This is a genomic window from Azospirillum brasilense (genome assembly GCF_007827815.1).
GTDB lineage: Bacteria > Pseudomonadota > Alphaproteobacteria > Azospirillales > Azospirillaceae > Azospirillum > Azospirillum brasilense_C.
On the sequence record NZ_VITH01000007.1, the window covers coordinates 269,479 to 285,009 of the forward strand.

The window sequence follows — 15,531 nt, forward strand, 5'->3', positions numbered from 1 at the left end:
GATGCTGCTCGCCATCGACGCCGGAAACACCAACGTGGTGTTCGCGATCTATGAGGGCGACGAACAGCGCGGCCTGTGGCGCACGGCGACCGACAAGAAGCGCACCGCCGATGAGTACATGGTGTGGCTGACCCACTTGATGGCGCTGAAGGGCATGGGGCCGGCGGACATCGACAGCACCATCATCGCCAGCGTGGTGCCCGGCGCCACCTTCAACCTGAAGCGCCTGTGCAAGGACCATTTCGGCTGCGAACCGCTGGTGGTCGGCCAGCCGGACGTCGATCTCGGCACCCGCGCGCTGGTCGACCGCCCCGAGGAGGTCGGCGCCGACCGGTTGGTCAACACGGTGGCTGCCGCGGCGACCTACCAGACGCCGCTGATCGTCATCGACTTCGGGACGGCGACGACCTTCGACGTGGTCGACCGCGACGGCAACTACCGCGGCGGCGTCATCGCGCCGGGGTTGAACCTGTCGCTGGAGGCGCTGCAGATGGCGGCGAGCAAGCTGCCCCGCGTGGAGATCCAGCAGCCGGGCCACGTCATCGGCACCAACACCGTCGAATGCATGCAGTCCGGCGTCTTCTGGGGTTACGTCGGCCTGATCGAAGGGCTGGTCAACCGCATCCGGGCGGAGTACGGCGAGCCGATGACGGTCGTCGCGACCGGAGGGCTGGGTGTGCTTTTCGCCAAGGCAACCCATGTAATCGAACACACCGACGGCGAACTCACGCTGCGCGGCCTCCTCCTGATCCACAAGCGCAACACGGCCCAATGACCCATCCCGACTCCGCTCCCTCCGTCCACCCGGTCGAGGGAGACGGCGACCTGTTCGCTCCCGAGGACGACGCGCTCTACTTCCTGCCGCTGGGCGGTTCGGGCGAGATCGGCATGAACCTCAACCTCTACGGCCATCGCGGCAAGTGGTTGATGGTGGATCTCGGCATCTCCTTCGCGGACGACACGATGCCGGGGCTGGACGTCATCATGCCGGACCCCGCCTTCATCGCGGAGCGACGGCACGACCTTGTGGGTATCGTGGTCACCCACGCGCACGAGGATCACCTGGGGGCCATCCAGTATCTGTGGCCGCAGCTCCGCGTGCCCGTTTACTGCACGCCCTTCACCGCGGCCGTCCTGCGCGCCAAGCTGCACGAGCGCGGGCTGTCTGGGGTGGTCCCGGTCCACGAGGTGGCGCTGGGCAGCACCATCGAGGTCGGCCCCTTCTCGGTCGAATACGTGACGGTCACCCATTCCATCCCGGAGCCCAACGCCCTGGCGATCCGCACCGCCGCCGGCACGGTGCTGCACACCGGCGACTGGAAGCTCGACCCAGAGCCGCTGGTGGGGAAGGCCGCCGACGAGGAGCGGCTGCGCGCCATCGGCGACGAGGGCGTGCTGGCGCTGATCGGCGACAGCACCAACGCCCTGGTGCCCGGCAGCTCCGGGTCGGAAGGGAGCGTGCGCAAGACGCTGACCGAGCTGATCGGACAGTTTCCCGACGTGCGTGTCGCGGTGAGCTGCTTCGCGACCAACGTCGCGCGGCTGGAGAGCATCGCTTACGCGGCGGCGGCGCACGGGCGCCACGTCGCTCTGGTCGGGCGATCGATGTGGCGGATCAACGAGGCCGCGCGCTCCAACGGCTACCTCGCCGACCTGCCGGCCTTCCTGACCGAGCATGACGCCAACTACGTGCCGCGCGACAAGCTGGTGCTGGTCTGCACCGGCAGCCAGGGGGAGCCGCGCTCCGCGCTCGCCCGCATCGCGTCGGACGACCATCCCCAGGTGTCGCTGCAGCGCGGCGACGTGGTGATCTTCTCCTCCCGCGAGATTCCCGGCAACGAACGGGCCATCGGCCGCATGCAGAATCTGCTGGTCGGGCAGGGCATCCGCATCGTCACCGCCGACGAGGCGCCGGTTCATGTGTCCGGCCACCCGGCGCAGGACGAGCTGGTCCGCATGTACCAGTGGGTGCGCCCGCGCATCGCCATGCCGGTCCACGGCGAGCAGCGCCACCAGCTGGAGCACGCCAAGCTGGCCCGCGCCTGTCAGGTGCCGGAGGCTCTGGTGCCCGGCAACGGCGACCTGATCCGCCTGACGCCCGACGCGCCGCCGCGCGTGGTGGCCCAGGTGCGGGCCGATCGCATGGCGCTGGACGGCAAGCGGCTGATCCCGCTCGACACCGGGCTGATGCGGGCGCGTCACCGGATGGTCCACAACGGCGCCGCCGTCGTCACGCTGGTGATGAACGGCAAGGGCGAGCTGGTGACCGCGCCGCAGATCGCGGTGATGGGGCTGCTCGACGACTCGGCGGACCGCGACATGCTGCTCGATGTGGTGGACGCGGTGCGCGAGGCCGTCGCCGAGATGCCGAAATCGGCGCGGTCGGACGACGAGCAGGTGCGCGCCGCCGCCCGGATCGCCGTCCGCCGCTGCTTCAACGCGACGCACGGCAAGAAGCCGGTGACCGACGTCCATCTGGTCCGTGTATAAATCTTTGCGACGTTACGCCTTTCGGGAGGACCCATGATCGGGAAGCTGAACCACGTCGCCATCGTCGTGCCGGACCTGACGGCGGCGACCGCGCTCTACCGCGACACGCTGGGTGCGGCGGTGTCGCAGCCGGTGGACCTGCCGCCGCACGGCGTCACCGTCGTCTTCGTCGAGCTGCCCAACACGAAGATCGAGCTGCTCCATCCCTTCGGCGAGTCGTCGCCGATCGCCGGCTTCCTCCAGAAGAACCCGTCGGGCGGCATCCACCACATCTGCTACGAGGTGGACGACATCCTGGCCGCCCGCGACCGGCTGAAGGCGCAGGGCGCCCGCGTGCTGGGCGATGGCGAGCCGAAGATCGGCGCCCACGACAAGCCGGTGCTGTTCCTGCACCCCAAGGACTTCTGCGGCACCCTGGTGGAGCTGGAGCAGGCCTGAGCCAAGGCGCGAAGACCGGAGGCATGCGATGGGCTGGGTGACGGGCATCAGCGTCTATGTGGTCGTCTGGTGGGTGGTGCTGTTCGCGGTGCTGCCCTGGGGCGTGCGCACCCCGGCCCAGCCCGAGCCGGGCATGGCGAGCAGCGCCCCGGAACGCCCGCGCATCCTCCTGAAATTCGCCGCCACGACGCTGGTCGCGGCGGTGGTCTGGCTGGTCATCTTCGGCATCGTGCAGTCGGACCTGATTTCCTTCCGCGAGATGGCCAAGCCGCACTGATCCCCCTCCCGGAAGGAGCCTCTGCGTGAGCCTGACCTACTGCGACGCGGCGCCGGGCCACGCGCATCACGGCCCCTACCACGACACCGAATACGGATTCCCCAGCGCCGACGACCAAGTGCTGTTCGAGCGGCTGGTGCTGGAAATCAATCAAGCCGGCCTGTCCTGGCTGACCATCCTGAAGAAGCGCGAGGCTTTCCGCGCCGCCTTCGACGGCTTCGACATCGACCGCGTCGCCGCCTATGGCGAGGCGGAGCGGGAGCGGCTGCTCGCCGATCCCGGGATCATCCGCAACCGCCTGAAGATCGACGCCGCCATCGAGAACGCGCGGCGGATCGTGGCCTTGCGCGGAACGCACGGGTCTTTCGACGGCTGGCTGCGCGCCCATCACCCTTTGGGCAAGGCGGACTGGGTCCGGTTGTTCAAGCGGACCTTCCGTTTCACCGGCGGCGAGATCACCGGCGAATTTCTGATGAGTCTCGGCTATCTGCCGGGCGCGCATCAGCCCGGCTGCCCGGTCTGGTCCGAGGTCGCCGCGCTCGATCCTCCTTGGATGGTCGCCGTTCGGCAGGGGTTCGCAGGATACGACGCTCATAAAGCGGGCATATCGGCGCCTATGACGTAATCAACCGCCTATGTCTTGGGCGAAATCTACGAATTCTTTGCTGACGACTTGGTTTAGTCCAAATTCCGTCTTGTCATCGGTTGGGGTCGGGTTCAATGTATTTGGTGTGACGAGAGGGGTTCTTCCCTCTTTTCCGACGCCTGGTGGCGATTCCTCCCTAAACCTCGGGCCGCGCCGCGATCGCCGCGCGGTCCTTTTTTCGTCCCGGCCCGCTCACAGTGCCGACGCCGGCGTTCGTCTGTAGGCGGACGCAGCGTTGTGCTACGGTACAGAATGAATTAACCCTTTGCGGGTATAGCTCATCCAACTGTGCAGGAGGCGGGCGAGCGTCCGGTCCGGCTTTGGATTCACATGCGGCGGTGTTCGCAGCCGGACTTTGCGGCCGTCAGCGGGGAGAACGATGCCGAGGCGCCGATGACCGCGGGTGACAACGAGAAGTTCGAGCAGTTCGCGGCCATTCTGACCACCGAACTGCTTGACCGCACCCGCAAGAGTCTTGAACTGCTGACCCCCGAAGAGCAGCCGGCGGCCAAGCTCCCCTTTGCGCTGACTCCGTCCTTTCAGGAAATCTACGCCGAACTGGTGCGCGTCGGGATTTTCCCGGTTCTGCTCAGCCGCCGTCCGGTGCGGGCCATCGTCGGCGATGTGGATTGGCCACGCGACGGGCGCGATTATCTGCTGACCGTCCTCGACGACCGCTCCAACGCCGTCTTCACCGCCTGGGATTACGCCTGGGACGCGCTGTGGGACGAGCGGAAGGTGGGGGCGGACAGCGGCTCCTCGGCGCCGGCCAAGAAAAAGGGCTTCTTCGCGTCGCTGTTCGGGCGCAAGGCGGACAAGCCGGAACGGAAGACCAGCGAGCAGGGTGCGGAGGGCGACGTGATGGCCGGCCTCTACACCATGCTGAACGAGCAGGCGGAGCGGCGCGGCTACCTGCCGCTGTTCCACGACGACATCAAGGTCCTGAAGGGTCTGGTCCGCGTGAAGCCGGCCCGCATCTTCCAGGCCTGGAAGGAAATCAACCAGTACCACCACCAGGAATTCTACCTGTCGGGCCAGGATCAGGCCAAGCCGGGGGTGACCTCGGACTGCCTTCAGAAATGGCACTACAACCTGCCGGACCGGATCGGCGAGTTCCTGGTGCTGAAGGCGGCGGTCGACATGGAGTTCGTGAACAAGCCTTTCCTCGGCAAATACATCCGCCAGTCGGCCCGCACCCAGGAGGAGGCGGAGAAGGGCATGCCCTATCTCGCCACCTACTGGAAATCCATGAAACAGTCCGCCGCCGCCCAAGGCTGAGGTCCGCCATGATCCGCCGCTCCGCTCCCCTTCTCGTCGCCTTGCTGACGCTGTCCGGCGGGGCGTCGGCGCAGCCGATCGACCTGTCCGCCTGCCAGTTCCTGACCGCCCATCGCCCGGCGGCGGGGGTGGAGTACACGCCGGGCGTGGACGTGACGGGCAAGGCGGTGGCCTCCGCCGACCTGCCGGGCTCGGCCGGGGCTGCGCCGCCGCTGGAGCGCTTCGACATCCCGGTGACGGTCGATTTCGCCCGTCGCATGGGCTTTCCGGTGCCGCAGGGTGGGGCGGCGCCGGGCGTCGAGGTCGGCTATCTGACCTGGTACGCCAACCGTCTCTACTTCAACGGCCAGCCCATCGGCGCGCCGAGCGAGGCGGAGGTCTACGCCTATTGCCGCACCGCCCGATAGGCCGAAGCGCCCGTCGCTGCACGCCGTGACGATGGACAAGCGCGCGGTGGCTTCCTAAAGTCGCTCTCCCTGTTGCGGACCGGCGCACCGCCGGACGAATCCCCTCGAAACCGAGAGCAGAGCCATGCGGCTGTCCACCTTCTTCCTGCCGACCCTCAAGGAGACCCCGACCGAGGCGCAGATCGTCTCGCACCGCCTGATGCTGCGGGCCGGGATGATCCGCCAGACCAGCGCCGGCATCTACGCCTGGCTGCCGCTGGGCCATCGGGTCCTGAAGAAGATCGAGCAGATCGTCCGCGAGGAGCAGGACGCCGCCGGCGCCCAGGAACTGCTGATGCCGACCATCCAGTCGGCGGAGCTGTGGAAGGAAAGCGGCCGCTACGACGATTACGGCAAGGAGATGCTGCGCATCACCGATCGTCACGACCGCGAGATGCTGTTCGGTCCCACGAACGAGGAGATGATCACCGACATCTTCCGCGCCTTCGTGAAGAGCTACCGTCAGCTTCCGCTGAACCTCTACCACATCCAGTGGAAGTTCCGGGACGAGATCCGTCCCCGCTTCGGCGTGATGCGCGGGCGCGAGTTCCTGATGAAGGACGCCTACAGCTTCGACATCGACGCGCCCAGCGCCCGGCGCTCCTACCAGAAGATGTTCCTGGCCTATCTGCGCACCTTCGCCCGCATGGGGCTGAAGGCGATCCCGATGCGCGCCGACACCGGCCCCATCGGCGGCGACCTCAGCCACGAGTTCATCATCCTGGCCGAGACCGGCGAGAGCGGCGTCTTCTGCCACAAGGACTGGCTGACCCTGGACGTGCTGCAGAACGCGCCGGGCTTCGACGAGGACCTGCAGCCCTTCTTCGACACCTACACCTCGATCTACGCCGCCACCGACGAGAAGCACGAGCCCGGCAACTGCCCGGTTCCGGAGTCGGACCTGGTGTCGGCGCGCGGCATTGAGGTCGGCCACATCTTCAACTTCGGCACCAAGTATTCGAAGCCGATGAACGCCGTCGTCGCCGGTCCGGGCGGCGAGCCGGTTCCGGTCGAGATGGGGTCCTACGGCATCGGCGTGTCGCGCCTGATGGGCGCCATCATCGAGGCCAGCCACGACGACAACGGCATCATCTGGCCGGATTCCGTGGCGCCCTTCAACGTCGGCCTCGTCAACCTGAAGGTCGGCGACGCCGAGACCGACCGCGTCTGTCAGGAGCTGTACTATAAGCTCCGCGCCAACGGGCTGGACGTGCTGTACGACGACCGCGACGAGCGTCCGGGCGTGAAGTTCGCCGACATGGACCTGATCGGCCTGCCGTGGCAGCTCGTCGTCGGGCCGCGCGGCCTGAAGAACGGCGTGGTCGAGCTGAAGCGCCGGGCCACCGGCGAGAAGCAGGAGCTGTCGGTGGAGAGCGCGCTGGAGAAGCTCTCGGCGTAACACCGTGGGGCGGGGGAGCGGACGCTGTAATCAAAGTTCCGCGTTTTGCCATTTAGCCCTCTCCCCTCTGGGGAGAGGGTGGCCCGGAGGGCCGGTGAGGGGGTTGCGCTTGTGCCGAACGTGGCGCCGCGCGCAACCTCCTCACCCTAACCCTCTCCCCGCTTTCGGCGGACCGAAGGTCCGCCTGTCGCGTCAGCGCAAACTTCGTTTGCGCGTGAGCGGAGGGGAGAGGGGATTTAGGAAGGGGAGGGGTCGCCTTGGAAGGTCGCCCTTTTCCTGCCACGGTTAAGCACTTATGTTGCGGGGCGGCGGACTGGTTTCGGTCCGCCGCCTTTGCTTTTGCCGGGCCTCGACCGCCGGCCTTTCGCTCATCGGGAGCCGCATGATCTTCTCCGCCTTTGAACGCATGGTCGCGATGCGCTATCTGCGGGCGCGCCGCCAGGAAGGGTTCATCTCGGTCATCGCGGGATTCTCGCTGCTGGGCATCGCGCTCGGCGTGGCGACGCTGATCATCGTGATGTCGGTGATGAACGGCTTCCGGGCGGAACTGCTGGGCCGCGTGCTCGGCCTGAACGGCCACCTCAACGTCTACAGCGTCCGCGGCGGTCCGCTGCCCGACTACGACCCGTTGGTGCAGCGGCTCCAGGGCGTGCCCGGCGTCGTCGGCGTGACGCCGACGGTGGAAGGGCAGGCGTTGGTGTCGGTGCGCGGGGTCGCCTCCGGCGCGGTGGTGCGCGGGGTGCGGCCGGAGGATTTCCGGGTGCGGCCGACGCTGTCGCGCAACATCGTGCGCGGCACGGCGGACGCCTTCGGTGAGGACAACATCGCCATCGGCATCCGCATGGCGCAGCGGCTGGGTCTTGCGGTCGGCGACCAGCTCACCCTGATCGCGCCGCAGGGCAACGTCACCGCCTTCGGCACCGTGCCGCGGATGCGCAGCTTCACTATCGGCGCGGTGTTCGACGTCGGCATGTTCGAGTACGACAACAGCTTCATCTTCCTGCCCCTGCCGGAGGCCCAGGCCTTCTTCCGCACGGGCGAGGCGGTGACCTCGCTGGAGGTCTTCGTCAGCGACCCGACGCAGATCCGCGCGGCGCGCGACGCCATCCAGGCGGCGGTGGCCGGTGTGGGGCGGGTGGTCGACTGGCAGCAGTCCAACGCCAGCTTCTTCACGGCGCTCCAGGTCGAGCGCAACGTGATGTTCCTGATCCTGTCGCTGATCATCACGGTCGCCGCCTTCAACATCATCTCCAGCCTGATCATGCTGGTGAAGGACAAGGGACGGGATATCGCCATCCTGCGCACCATGGGCGCCACCCGCGGGATGATCATGCGCATCTTCTTCCTGTCCGGCGCCTCGGTGGGGGTGGCGGGGACGCTGGTCGGCGTGGCGCTGGGCGTGTCCTTCGCGCTGAACATCGAGACGATCCGCCAGGGCATCCAGGCGCTGACCGGCACCAACCTGTTCAACGCCGAGATCTATTTCCTGTCGCAGCTGCCGGCGAAGATCGACTGGTCGGAGGTGGTCCAGGTCACGCTGATGGCGTTGGGCCTGTCCTTCGCCGCCACCGTCTATCCGTCCTGGCGGGCGGCCCGTCTCGACCCGGTGGAGGCCCTGCGCTATGAGTGAGCCGATGCTGGAACTGTCGGGGATCGTCCGCACCTTCGAGCAGGCGGGGACCGAGCTTCAGGTGCTGCGCGGGGCGGAGCTGACCGTCCACGCGGGCGAACTGGTCGCCCTGGTCGGTCCGTCGGGCGCCGGCAAATCGACCCTGCTGCACATCGCCGGCCTGCTGGAGCGCCCCACCGCCGGCACCGTGCGGATCGCCGGGACCGACGTGTCCGCCTTGGACGACGGGAAGCGGACGGAGGTGCGCCGCCGCTCGGTCGGCTTCGTCTACCAGTTCCACCATCTGCTGCCGGAATTCTCCGCGCTGGAGAACATCGTGCTGCCGCAGATGATCAACGGGGTGGCGAAGCGCACCGCCCGCGAGCGCGCCCTGGAGTTGCTGCGCATGGTCGGGCTGGAGCCGCGCGCCGGCCACCGTCCGGCCCGCCTGTCGGGCGGCGAGCAGCAGCGCGTCGCCATCGCCCGCGCGCTGGCCAACGGGCCGGGCCTGCTGATCGCCGACGAGCCGACCGGCAACCTCGACCCGCACACGGCGGAGGGGGTCTTCGCCATGCTGACCTCCATCGTCCGGCAGGCGCGGGTCGGCGCGCTGATCGCCACCCACAACCTGGAGCTTGCCAGCCGCATGGACCGGGTGCTCGAGATGAGCGACGGTCTTCTCGTGGAGCACGCCAGGGTCTGACCGCCGTCGCCGCGCGGGCGGGAAATCGGCCAAACCGCGTAAGAGTGGCATCGCCGTTCGGCGGATTGGTGATCGGCGCATCCTGGGGCAGACTTCGCGCAACTCAAAAAGGAGGGACCGGAGTCCATGGATCAGAAGATCATCGATCTGTACGACGAGTACACCCACCGGCCGCTGCCGCGCCGCGTCTTCCTGGAGCGGCTGGCGGTTCTGGCGGGCAGCGCGGCGGCCATTCCGGCGATCCTCTCGCAGATCGAGCCGAACTACGCCTTGGCCGCCGAGGTTCCGGAGGACGACAGCCGGATCGCCACGGACCGCGTCACCTTTCAGGGGGCCACCGGCGACGTTCAGGCCTACCGGGCCCGCCCGAAGCTGGCCGAGCAGGCGCCGTCGGTGGTGGTCATCCACGAGAACCGTGGCCTGAACCCTTACATCGAGGACGTGACGCGGCGGCTGGCGGTGGCCGGCTTCGTCGCCATGGCCCCGGATCTGCTGTCCCCGCTCGGCGGCACCCCGCAGGACCCCGACCGCGCCCGCGAGATGATCGGCCAGCTCGACCCCGACAAGACGGTGAACAACCTGATCGCGTCGATGAGCGACCTGATGGCCTATCGCTACTCAAACGCCAAGGTGGGGGCCATCGGCTTCTGCTGGGGCGGCGGCATGACCAACCGGCTGGCCATCAAGGCGCCGGACCTCAAGGCGGGCGTCGTCTTCTACGGCCCGGCGCCCGACCCGGCGCTGGTCACTACGATCAAGGCCCCGCTCCAACTCCACTACGCCGGGCTGGACAACAACGTGAACGCCAAGGTCCCGGCTTATGAGGAGGCGCTGAAGAAGGGCGGCAAGTCCTATGAACTCTTCATGTACGACAACGTGAACCACGCCTTCCACAACGACACGTCGGCGGAGCGCTACAACAAGGAGGCGGCGGACCTCGCCTGGGGCCGGTCGGTGGAGTTCCTGAAGAAGAACCTGACCTGAGCGGTCAGGCCCGAATCAGGGCCGGTGGGGGGCGGGCCGTGCGGAGGGCAGCTTCAGCACGGCCACCGCCAGCCCGGCAAGCACCAGAAGCGCGCCGGCCATCTTCAGTGGGGTGAAGCTCTCCCCCAGGACCAGCGCGCTGGAACTCATGCCGAAGACCGGCACCAGCAGCGAGAAGGGCGCCACCAGGCTCGCCGGGTAATGGCGCAGCAGGAAGCCCCAGGCGGCGAAGCCGAACAGCGTCGCCCCGAAGGCGATGTAGGCGACCGCCCCGACGCCCAGCGGAGTCAGATGGGTCAGGGCTTGCCACGCCCGGTCCGGCCCCTCCATCCCCAGCGACAGCAGCAGCAACGGGATCGGCGGCACCACGCTGACCCACAGCATCATGCGGAACAGGTCCGGCGCCTTGGCCTGCTTCATCAGCAGGTTCGCCACGCCCCAGGTGGCCGCCGCGGCGATGACCAGCCCCAGCCCGAGCAGCGATTCGCCGGCCGGCATCTCCAGCGCGATCAGGCCAATCCCGGCGAAGGCGACCGCCATGCCCAGCATCTGCTTCGGTCCGGGCCGTTCGCCCAGCACCGCCGCGGCGAACAGGGCGGTGAAGAAGGCCTGCGACTGCAGCACCAGCGACGACAGCCCCGCCGGCATGCCGATGTCCATCCCGACGAACAGCAGCGAGAACTTCACCACTCCCAGCACCATCCCGATGCTGAGGATGAAGCGCCAGGGCACCGGCGGACCGCCGCGAACGCCCAGCACGACAAGCGGCAGCGCCGCCAGCGCGAAGCGCAGGGCGCAAAACAGGATCGGCGGAAAGTCCGCGAGGCCGACCTTGATGGCGACGAAGTTGAAGCCCCAGATTGCCGCGACGGCAAGAGCCAGAGCGATGTGGGCGGTGTGCATGGCGCCGAGGCTAGCTCCGCAGGGCCCGGCGGTCAACGCGGCGCAATGGCACGCTCTGCGGGTGCGATCGTCGAATCTGTTTACTTATCCGTGTGCAGGATGCGGCACTCGTCCAGGGCGGCCAACGCCCAGGAGGAGCCGCCGAGATTGACGTCGCCGATCTCCGTCCCGCCGCCGTCCCGCTGCAGCGTCACCGCTCGCGACCGCATGAAGGGTTCGAAGAGATCCTCGTACTTCGGCAACTCGACCGGCACCACCACGCCGCCGTCGGGCAGGGGGCTGGCGTCCAGCGCCATGGTCTCGCCGTCGGGGAAGATGGCGGTCAGGCGGCTTTCGGTGTCCTTGCCGGCCTGGGCGTGCTGGTCGGCGTTGACCAGCATCGCCGCGCCCTTCGCCGTCGCACGGAAGGAGAGGGGGGAGGAGTCGTCCGTCCGCGTGGCGTAGCAATAGGCCGAGCCGGTCTTGGTCGCCGGATGGACCCGCACGACCCAGCCCTTGTTCTGCGCGACGACGCGCCCCGGCGCGTCGGACAGGGGGGAAGCGGGCGAGGCGGTCGGCGGCGGCCGGTGGGTCTGCTCCGCGGACGGCGCGGGGGCGCCGGTGGTCTGGCAAGCCGTGAGGAGCGTGGCCGCCAGCACCGCCAGGACGGCGCTGGAGCGGATGCGGCGCATGGAATGGGTCATTCTCGGATCGTGTCTCTGCCTCTTTCGATAGCACGAACACGCATGATCGGGGAATCTTCCCTTTCCCCGACCGGGTTGGCGCATCGCCGCATGGCCGGGCCCGCGCTTGGTCCCTTGCAGTGCGGGACGGGATGCGCGACGACTAGGGGAGACGTCCCCCCTTCGCTGGAACCGGTGCCCATCCCCGCCATGCCCCACGCCGACTTCATCCACCTGCGCGTCCACTCCGCCTATTCCCTGTCCGAGGGCGCCATCAAGGTGAAGGAGCTGGTCAAGCTCTGCCAGAAGAAGGGGATGCCGGCGGTTGCCGTGACCGACACCGGCAACCTGTTCGGCGCGCTGGAATTCGCGCTGGCAGCCGCGGACTCGGGCGTACAGCCGATCATCGGCACGGTCCTGGGCATCACCCGAGTCGGCCCCGCCAACGGCAAGCCGGGCCTGCCGGGCAAGGCGGCGTCGGTCCCCGACCAGCTCGTCCTGCTCTGCCAGAGCGACGAGGGCTACCGGAACCTGATGAAGCTGGTGTCCAAGGCCTTCCTGGAATCGGACCCGATGGCCGGACCGCAGATCCCGCTGGACGCTCTGGAGGGCCATTCGGCCGGGCTGATCGCGCTGACCGGCGGCCCTGCCGGCTCGGTCGGCCGGCTGCTGGGCGAGGGGCAGAAGGATCTGGCGCTGGAGGTTCTGGAGCGGTTGAAACGGCTGTTCCCCGGCCGGCTCTACGTCGAGCTGCAGCGCCACCGCGAGCATTTCGCGGTCATCGAGGACGCCATCGAGCCGGCGCTGATCGACCTCGCCTACGCCCACGACCTGCCGCTGGTCGCCACCAACGACTGCTATTTCGCGACCGAGGACATGTACGAGGCGCACGACGCGCTGCTCTGCATCGCCGAGGGCGCGTACATCAGCCAGACCGAGCGCCGCCGCCTCACCCCCGACCACCGCTTCAAGTCGGCCGAGGAGATGCGGGAGCTGTTCAAGGACCTGCCGGAGGCGGTGGACAACACGGTCGCCATCGCCCGGCGCTGCTCCTTCCTGCTGAAGCCGATCAAGCCCATCCTGCCGCCCTTCCCCTGCGAGGGCGGCCGCGACGAGGGGGAGGAACTGCGCGCCCAGTCCCGCGAGGGTCTGGAGATGCGGCTGAACAGCGTCGTCTACACCCCGGACATGACGCCGGAGCAGCGCGCGGAGACCCGCAAGACCTACTTCGAGCGGCTGGAGTTCGAGCTGGACGTCATCGTGTCGATGAAGTTCCCCGGCTACTTTCTGATCGTGTCGGACTTCATCAAGTGGGCCAAGTCGCACGACATCCCGGTCGGGCCGGGCCGCGGTTCGGGCGCCGGCTCGGTCGTCGCCTGGGCGCTGACCATCACCGACCTGGACCCGCTGCGCTTCGGCCTGCTGTTCGAGCGCTTCCTCAATCCCGAACGCGTGTCGATGCCCGACTTCGACGTGGACTTCTGCCAGGACCGCCGCGAAGAGGTGATCCGCTACGTCCAGGACAAGTACGGCTACGACCGCGTCGCCCAGATCATCACCTTCGGTAAGCTGCAGGCCCGCGCCGTGCTGCGCGACGTCGGGCGCGTGCTGCAGATGCCCTACGGGCAGGTGGACAAGATCTGCAAGCTGGTGCCGAACAACCCGGCCAACCCGGTGACGCTCCAGCAGGCGCTCGACAGCGAGGAGATGCTGCGCCAAGCCCGCGACGGCGACGAGACGGTGGCGCGCCTCGTCAACATTGCGCTGAAGCTGGAGGGTCTGTACCGCCACGCCTCGACCCACGCGGCGGGCGTGGTGATCGCCGACCGGCCGCTGCACGATCTGGTGCCGCTGTACCGAGACCCGCGGTCGGACATGCCGGTCACCCAGTTCAACATGAAGTTCGTCGAGCAGGCCGGTCTGGTGAAGTTCGACTTCCTCGGCCTGAAGACGCTGACCGTGCTGAAGACGGCGGTGGACCTGATCCCCGAAAAGCCGGACCTGACCACCGTCACGCTGGACGACCCCCGAAGCTACGAGATCCTCGGCCGCGCCGAATCGACGGGCGTGTTCCAGCTGGAAAGCTCGGGCATGCGCGACGTGCTGCGCCGGCTGAAGCCGAACCGGCTGGAGGACATCATCGCGCTGGTGTCGCTCTACCGACCCGGCCCGATGGACAACATCCCCAAATACATCAAGGTGAAGAACGGGGAGGAGCAGCCCGACTACATGAATCCGGCCCTGGAGCCGATCCTGAAGGAGACCTTCGGGATTATGATCTACCAGGAACAGGTCATGCAGATCGCCCAGGTGCTGTCCGGCTATTCGCTGGGCGGCGCCGATCTTCTGCGCCGCGCCATGGGCAAGAAGATCAAGGAGGAGATGGACAAGGAGCGCGACAAGTTCGTCGTCGGCGCAAAGGACAAGGGCGTGGACCCCGACCAGGCCAGCATGATCTTCGATCAGGTGGCCAAGTTCGCCGGCTACGGCTTCAACAAGAGCCACGCCGCCGCCTATGCCCTGGTCGCCTACCACACCGCCTATCTGAAGGCGAACCACCCGGTGGAGTTCATGGCGGCGTCGATGACGCTCGACCTCGGCAACACCGACAAGCTGAACGTCTTCCGGCAGGAGCTGGTGCGGCTGAAGATCAAGCTGCTGACTCCGGACATCAACAAGTCCGACAGCATCTTCGGGGTCGAGGCGCTGCCCGACGGCACCAAGGCGGTGCGCTACGCGCTGGCCGCGGTGAAGGGCGTCGGCCTGCCGGCCATGAAGGCGGTGGTGGAGGAGCGGCGCAAGAACGGCCCTTACAAGAGCCTCTTCGACTTCGCCCGCCGCCTCGACCTGAAGACCATCAACAAGCGCCAGCTCGAAAACCTGACCTGCGCCGGCGCCTTCGACGGCATCAACCCGAACCGCGCCCAGGTGCACGCGGCGCTGGAGACGCTGATCCGCTACGCCCAGGCCGAGGCGGCGGAGCGCGACAGCGGCATCGGCAACCTGTTCGGCGGCGCCGGGGGCGGGCTGAAGGAGCCGGACCTGCCCAAGGTCAAGGAATGGGAGCCGTTGGAGAAGCTGAAGCACGAGTTCGGCGCCATCGGCTTCTACCTGTCCGCCCACCCGCTGGACGCCTTCGCCGGGCCGTTGGCCCGCATGAGGGTGGTGCGATCGGCGGACCTCGCCACCGCGGTGACCGGCGGCGGCTCGACCCGACGCAGCGTCGCCGGCATCGTGGTCAGCCGCAAGGAGAAGACGGCGAAGTCCGGCAACCGCTTCGCCTTCGTGGAACTGTCCGACGGCAGCGGCGGCTACGAGGTGACGGTCTTCTCCGAGGTGCTGGCGACCAACCGCGACCTGCTGGAGGCCGGGCGACCGGTGCTGATGACCGTGGACGTCCAGATGAACGGCGAGGACATCCGCCTGACCTGCCAGGAGGTGAAGCCGCTGGAGGACGCCGTCGCCCAGGTCTCGGACGGCCTGAAGGTGGTGGTGCGCGACGGCGGGCCGGTGGAGAGCATCCGCGGCATGCTGGAGCGGCTGACCCGCGGCAAGGGCAAGATCCACCTGCTGGTCGAGATCGACCCGCTGAAGGAGGTGGAGATCCAGCTCCCCGGCTCCTTCAACATCACCAACCAGAGCCGCGCCGCGCTGAAGGCGGTGCCGGGGGTGGTCGAGGTGGTGGAGCTGTAATCG

At 68.0% G+C, this 15,531-nt stretch carries 14 protein-coding genes; 12 read left to right on the plus strand and 2 right to left on the minus strand.

What is annotated here, in order from left to right; translation table 11 throughout:
• Position 1 precedes the first annotated feature (1 nt).
• The 11 genes from FBZ83_RS16435 (at position 2) to FBZ83_RS16490 (ending at position 10,270) form a co-directional block, all read left to right on the plus strand.
• Entirely contained in the window at positions 2-775 is a 774-nt protein-coding gene (locus tag FBZ83_RS16435) for a type III pantothenate kinase (RefSeq protein WP_145684855.1), read from the plus strand.
• Positions 772-2,490 carry a ribonuclease J gene (locus FBZ83_RS16440; protein WP_145684860.1) on the plus strand — a complete coding sequence of 573 codons (1,719 nt, stop codon included), beginning with the start codon at positions 772-774 and terminating at the stop codon, positions 2,488-2,490. The genes FBZ83_RS16435 and FBZ83_RS16440 overlap by 4 nt, the downstream gene beginning before the upstream one ends.
• 33 nt (positions 2,491-2,523) lie before the next feature.
• Positions 2,524-2,928, plus strand: coding sequence for a methylmalonyl-CoA epimerase (gene mce, locus FBZ83_RS16445; protein ID WP_145684866.1), 405 nt, complete (start codon positions 2,524-2,526; stop codon positions 2,926-2,928).
• A 28-nt stretch (positions 2,929-2,956) separates the two neighbouring features.
• Positions 2,957-3,205: a DUF1467 family protein gene (locus FBZ83_RS16450; RefSeq protein ID WP_014240138.1), complete on the plus strand. Its 249-nt coding sequence runs from the start codon at positions 2,957-2,959 to the stop codon at positions 3,203-3,205.
• A 25-nt stretch (positions 3,206-3,230) separates the two neighbouring features.
• Positions 3,231-3,830, plus strand: a complete 600-nt coding sequence (locus FBZ83_RS16455; protein WP_145684874.1) for a DNA-3-methyladenine glycosylase I — start codon at positions 3,231-3,233, stop codon at positions 3,828-3,830.
• 414 nt (positions 3,831-4,244) lie between these two features.
• Positions 4,245-5,129, plus strand: coding sequence for a hypothetical protein (locus FBZ83_RS16460; RefSeq protein WP_145684881.1), 885 nt, complete (start codon positions 4,245-4,247; stop codon positions 5,127-5,129).
• Between the two features lie 8 nt (positions 5,130-5,137).
• A complete protein-coding gene (locus FBZ83_RS16465; protein WP_145684889.1) occupies positions 5,138-5,536 on the plus strand; it encodes a hypothetical protein in 399 nt (132 codons plus the stop codon).
• 124 nt (positions 5,537-5,660) lie between these two features.
• Positions 5,661-6,974, plus strand: coding sequence for a proline--tRNA ligase (gene proS, locus FBZ83_RS16470; RefSeq protein WP_145684897.1), 1,314 nt, complete (start codon positions 5,661-5,663; stop codon positions 6,972-6,974).
• 382 nt (positions 6,975-7,356) lie between these two features.
• The gene (locus FBZ83_RS16480; RefSeq protein WP_145684910.1) at positions 7,357-8,604 is read left to right on the plus strand and encodes a lipoprotein-releasing ABC transporter permease subunit; all 1,248 of its coding nucleotides are present in this window, start codon (positions 7,357-7,359) and stop codon (positions 8,602-8,604) included.
• Positions 8,597-9,286 (plus strand): ABC transporter ATP-binding protein, encoded by a 690-nt coding sequence (locus FBZ83_RS16485; RefSeq protein WP_186466109.1) that lies wholly within the window; start codon positions 8,597-8,599, stop codon positions 9,284-9,286. Before FBZ83_RS16480 ends, FBZ83_RS16485 begins: the two co-directional genes overlap by 8 nt.
• A 126-nt stretch (positions 9,287-9,412) precedes the next feature.
• Positions 9,413-10,270: a dienelactone hydrolase family protein gene (locus FBZ83_RS16490; protein ID WP_145684920.1), complete on the plus strand. Its 858-nt coding sequence runs from the start codon at positions 9,413-9,415 to the stop codon at positions 10,268-10,270.
• Positions 10,271-10,285: 15 nt separating this feature from the next.
• Here the strand turns inward: FBZ83_RS16490 and FBZ83_RS16495 are convergent, their stop codons facing one another.
• Together FBZ83_RS16495 and FBZ83_RS16500 are read right to left on the minus strand one after the other, a co-directional pair.
• Entirely contained in the window at positions 10,286-11,173 is an 888-nt protein-coding gene (locus FBZ83_RS16495) for an EamA family transporter (protein ID WP_145684934.1), read from the minus strand.
• Between the two features lie 80 nt (positions 11,174-11,253).
• Positions 11,254-11,856 (minus strand): hypothetical protein, encoded by a 603-nt coding sequence (locus FBZ83_RS16500; RefSeq protein WP_145684947.1) that lies wholly within the window; start codon positions 11,854-11,856, stop codon positions 11,254-11,256.
• Between the two features lie 189 nt (positions 11,857-12,045).
• On the opposite strand from FBZ83_RS16500, the gene dnaE reads away from it, so the two are divergent.
• Positions 12,046-15,528, plus strand: coding sequence for a DNA polymerase III subunit alpha (dnaE, locus tag FBZ83_RS16505; protein ID WP_145686051.1), 3,483 nt, complete (start codon positions 12,046-12,048; stop codon positions 15,526-15,528).
• Positions 15,529-15,531: the final 3 nt, after the last annotated feature.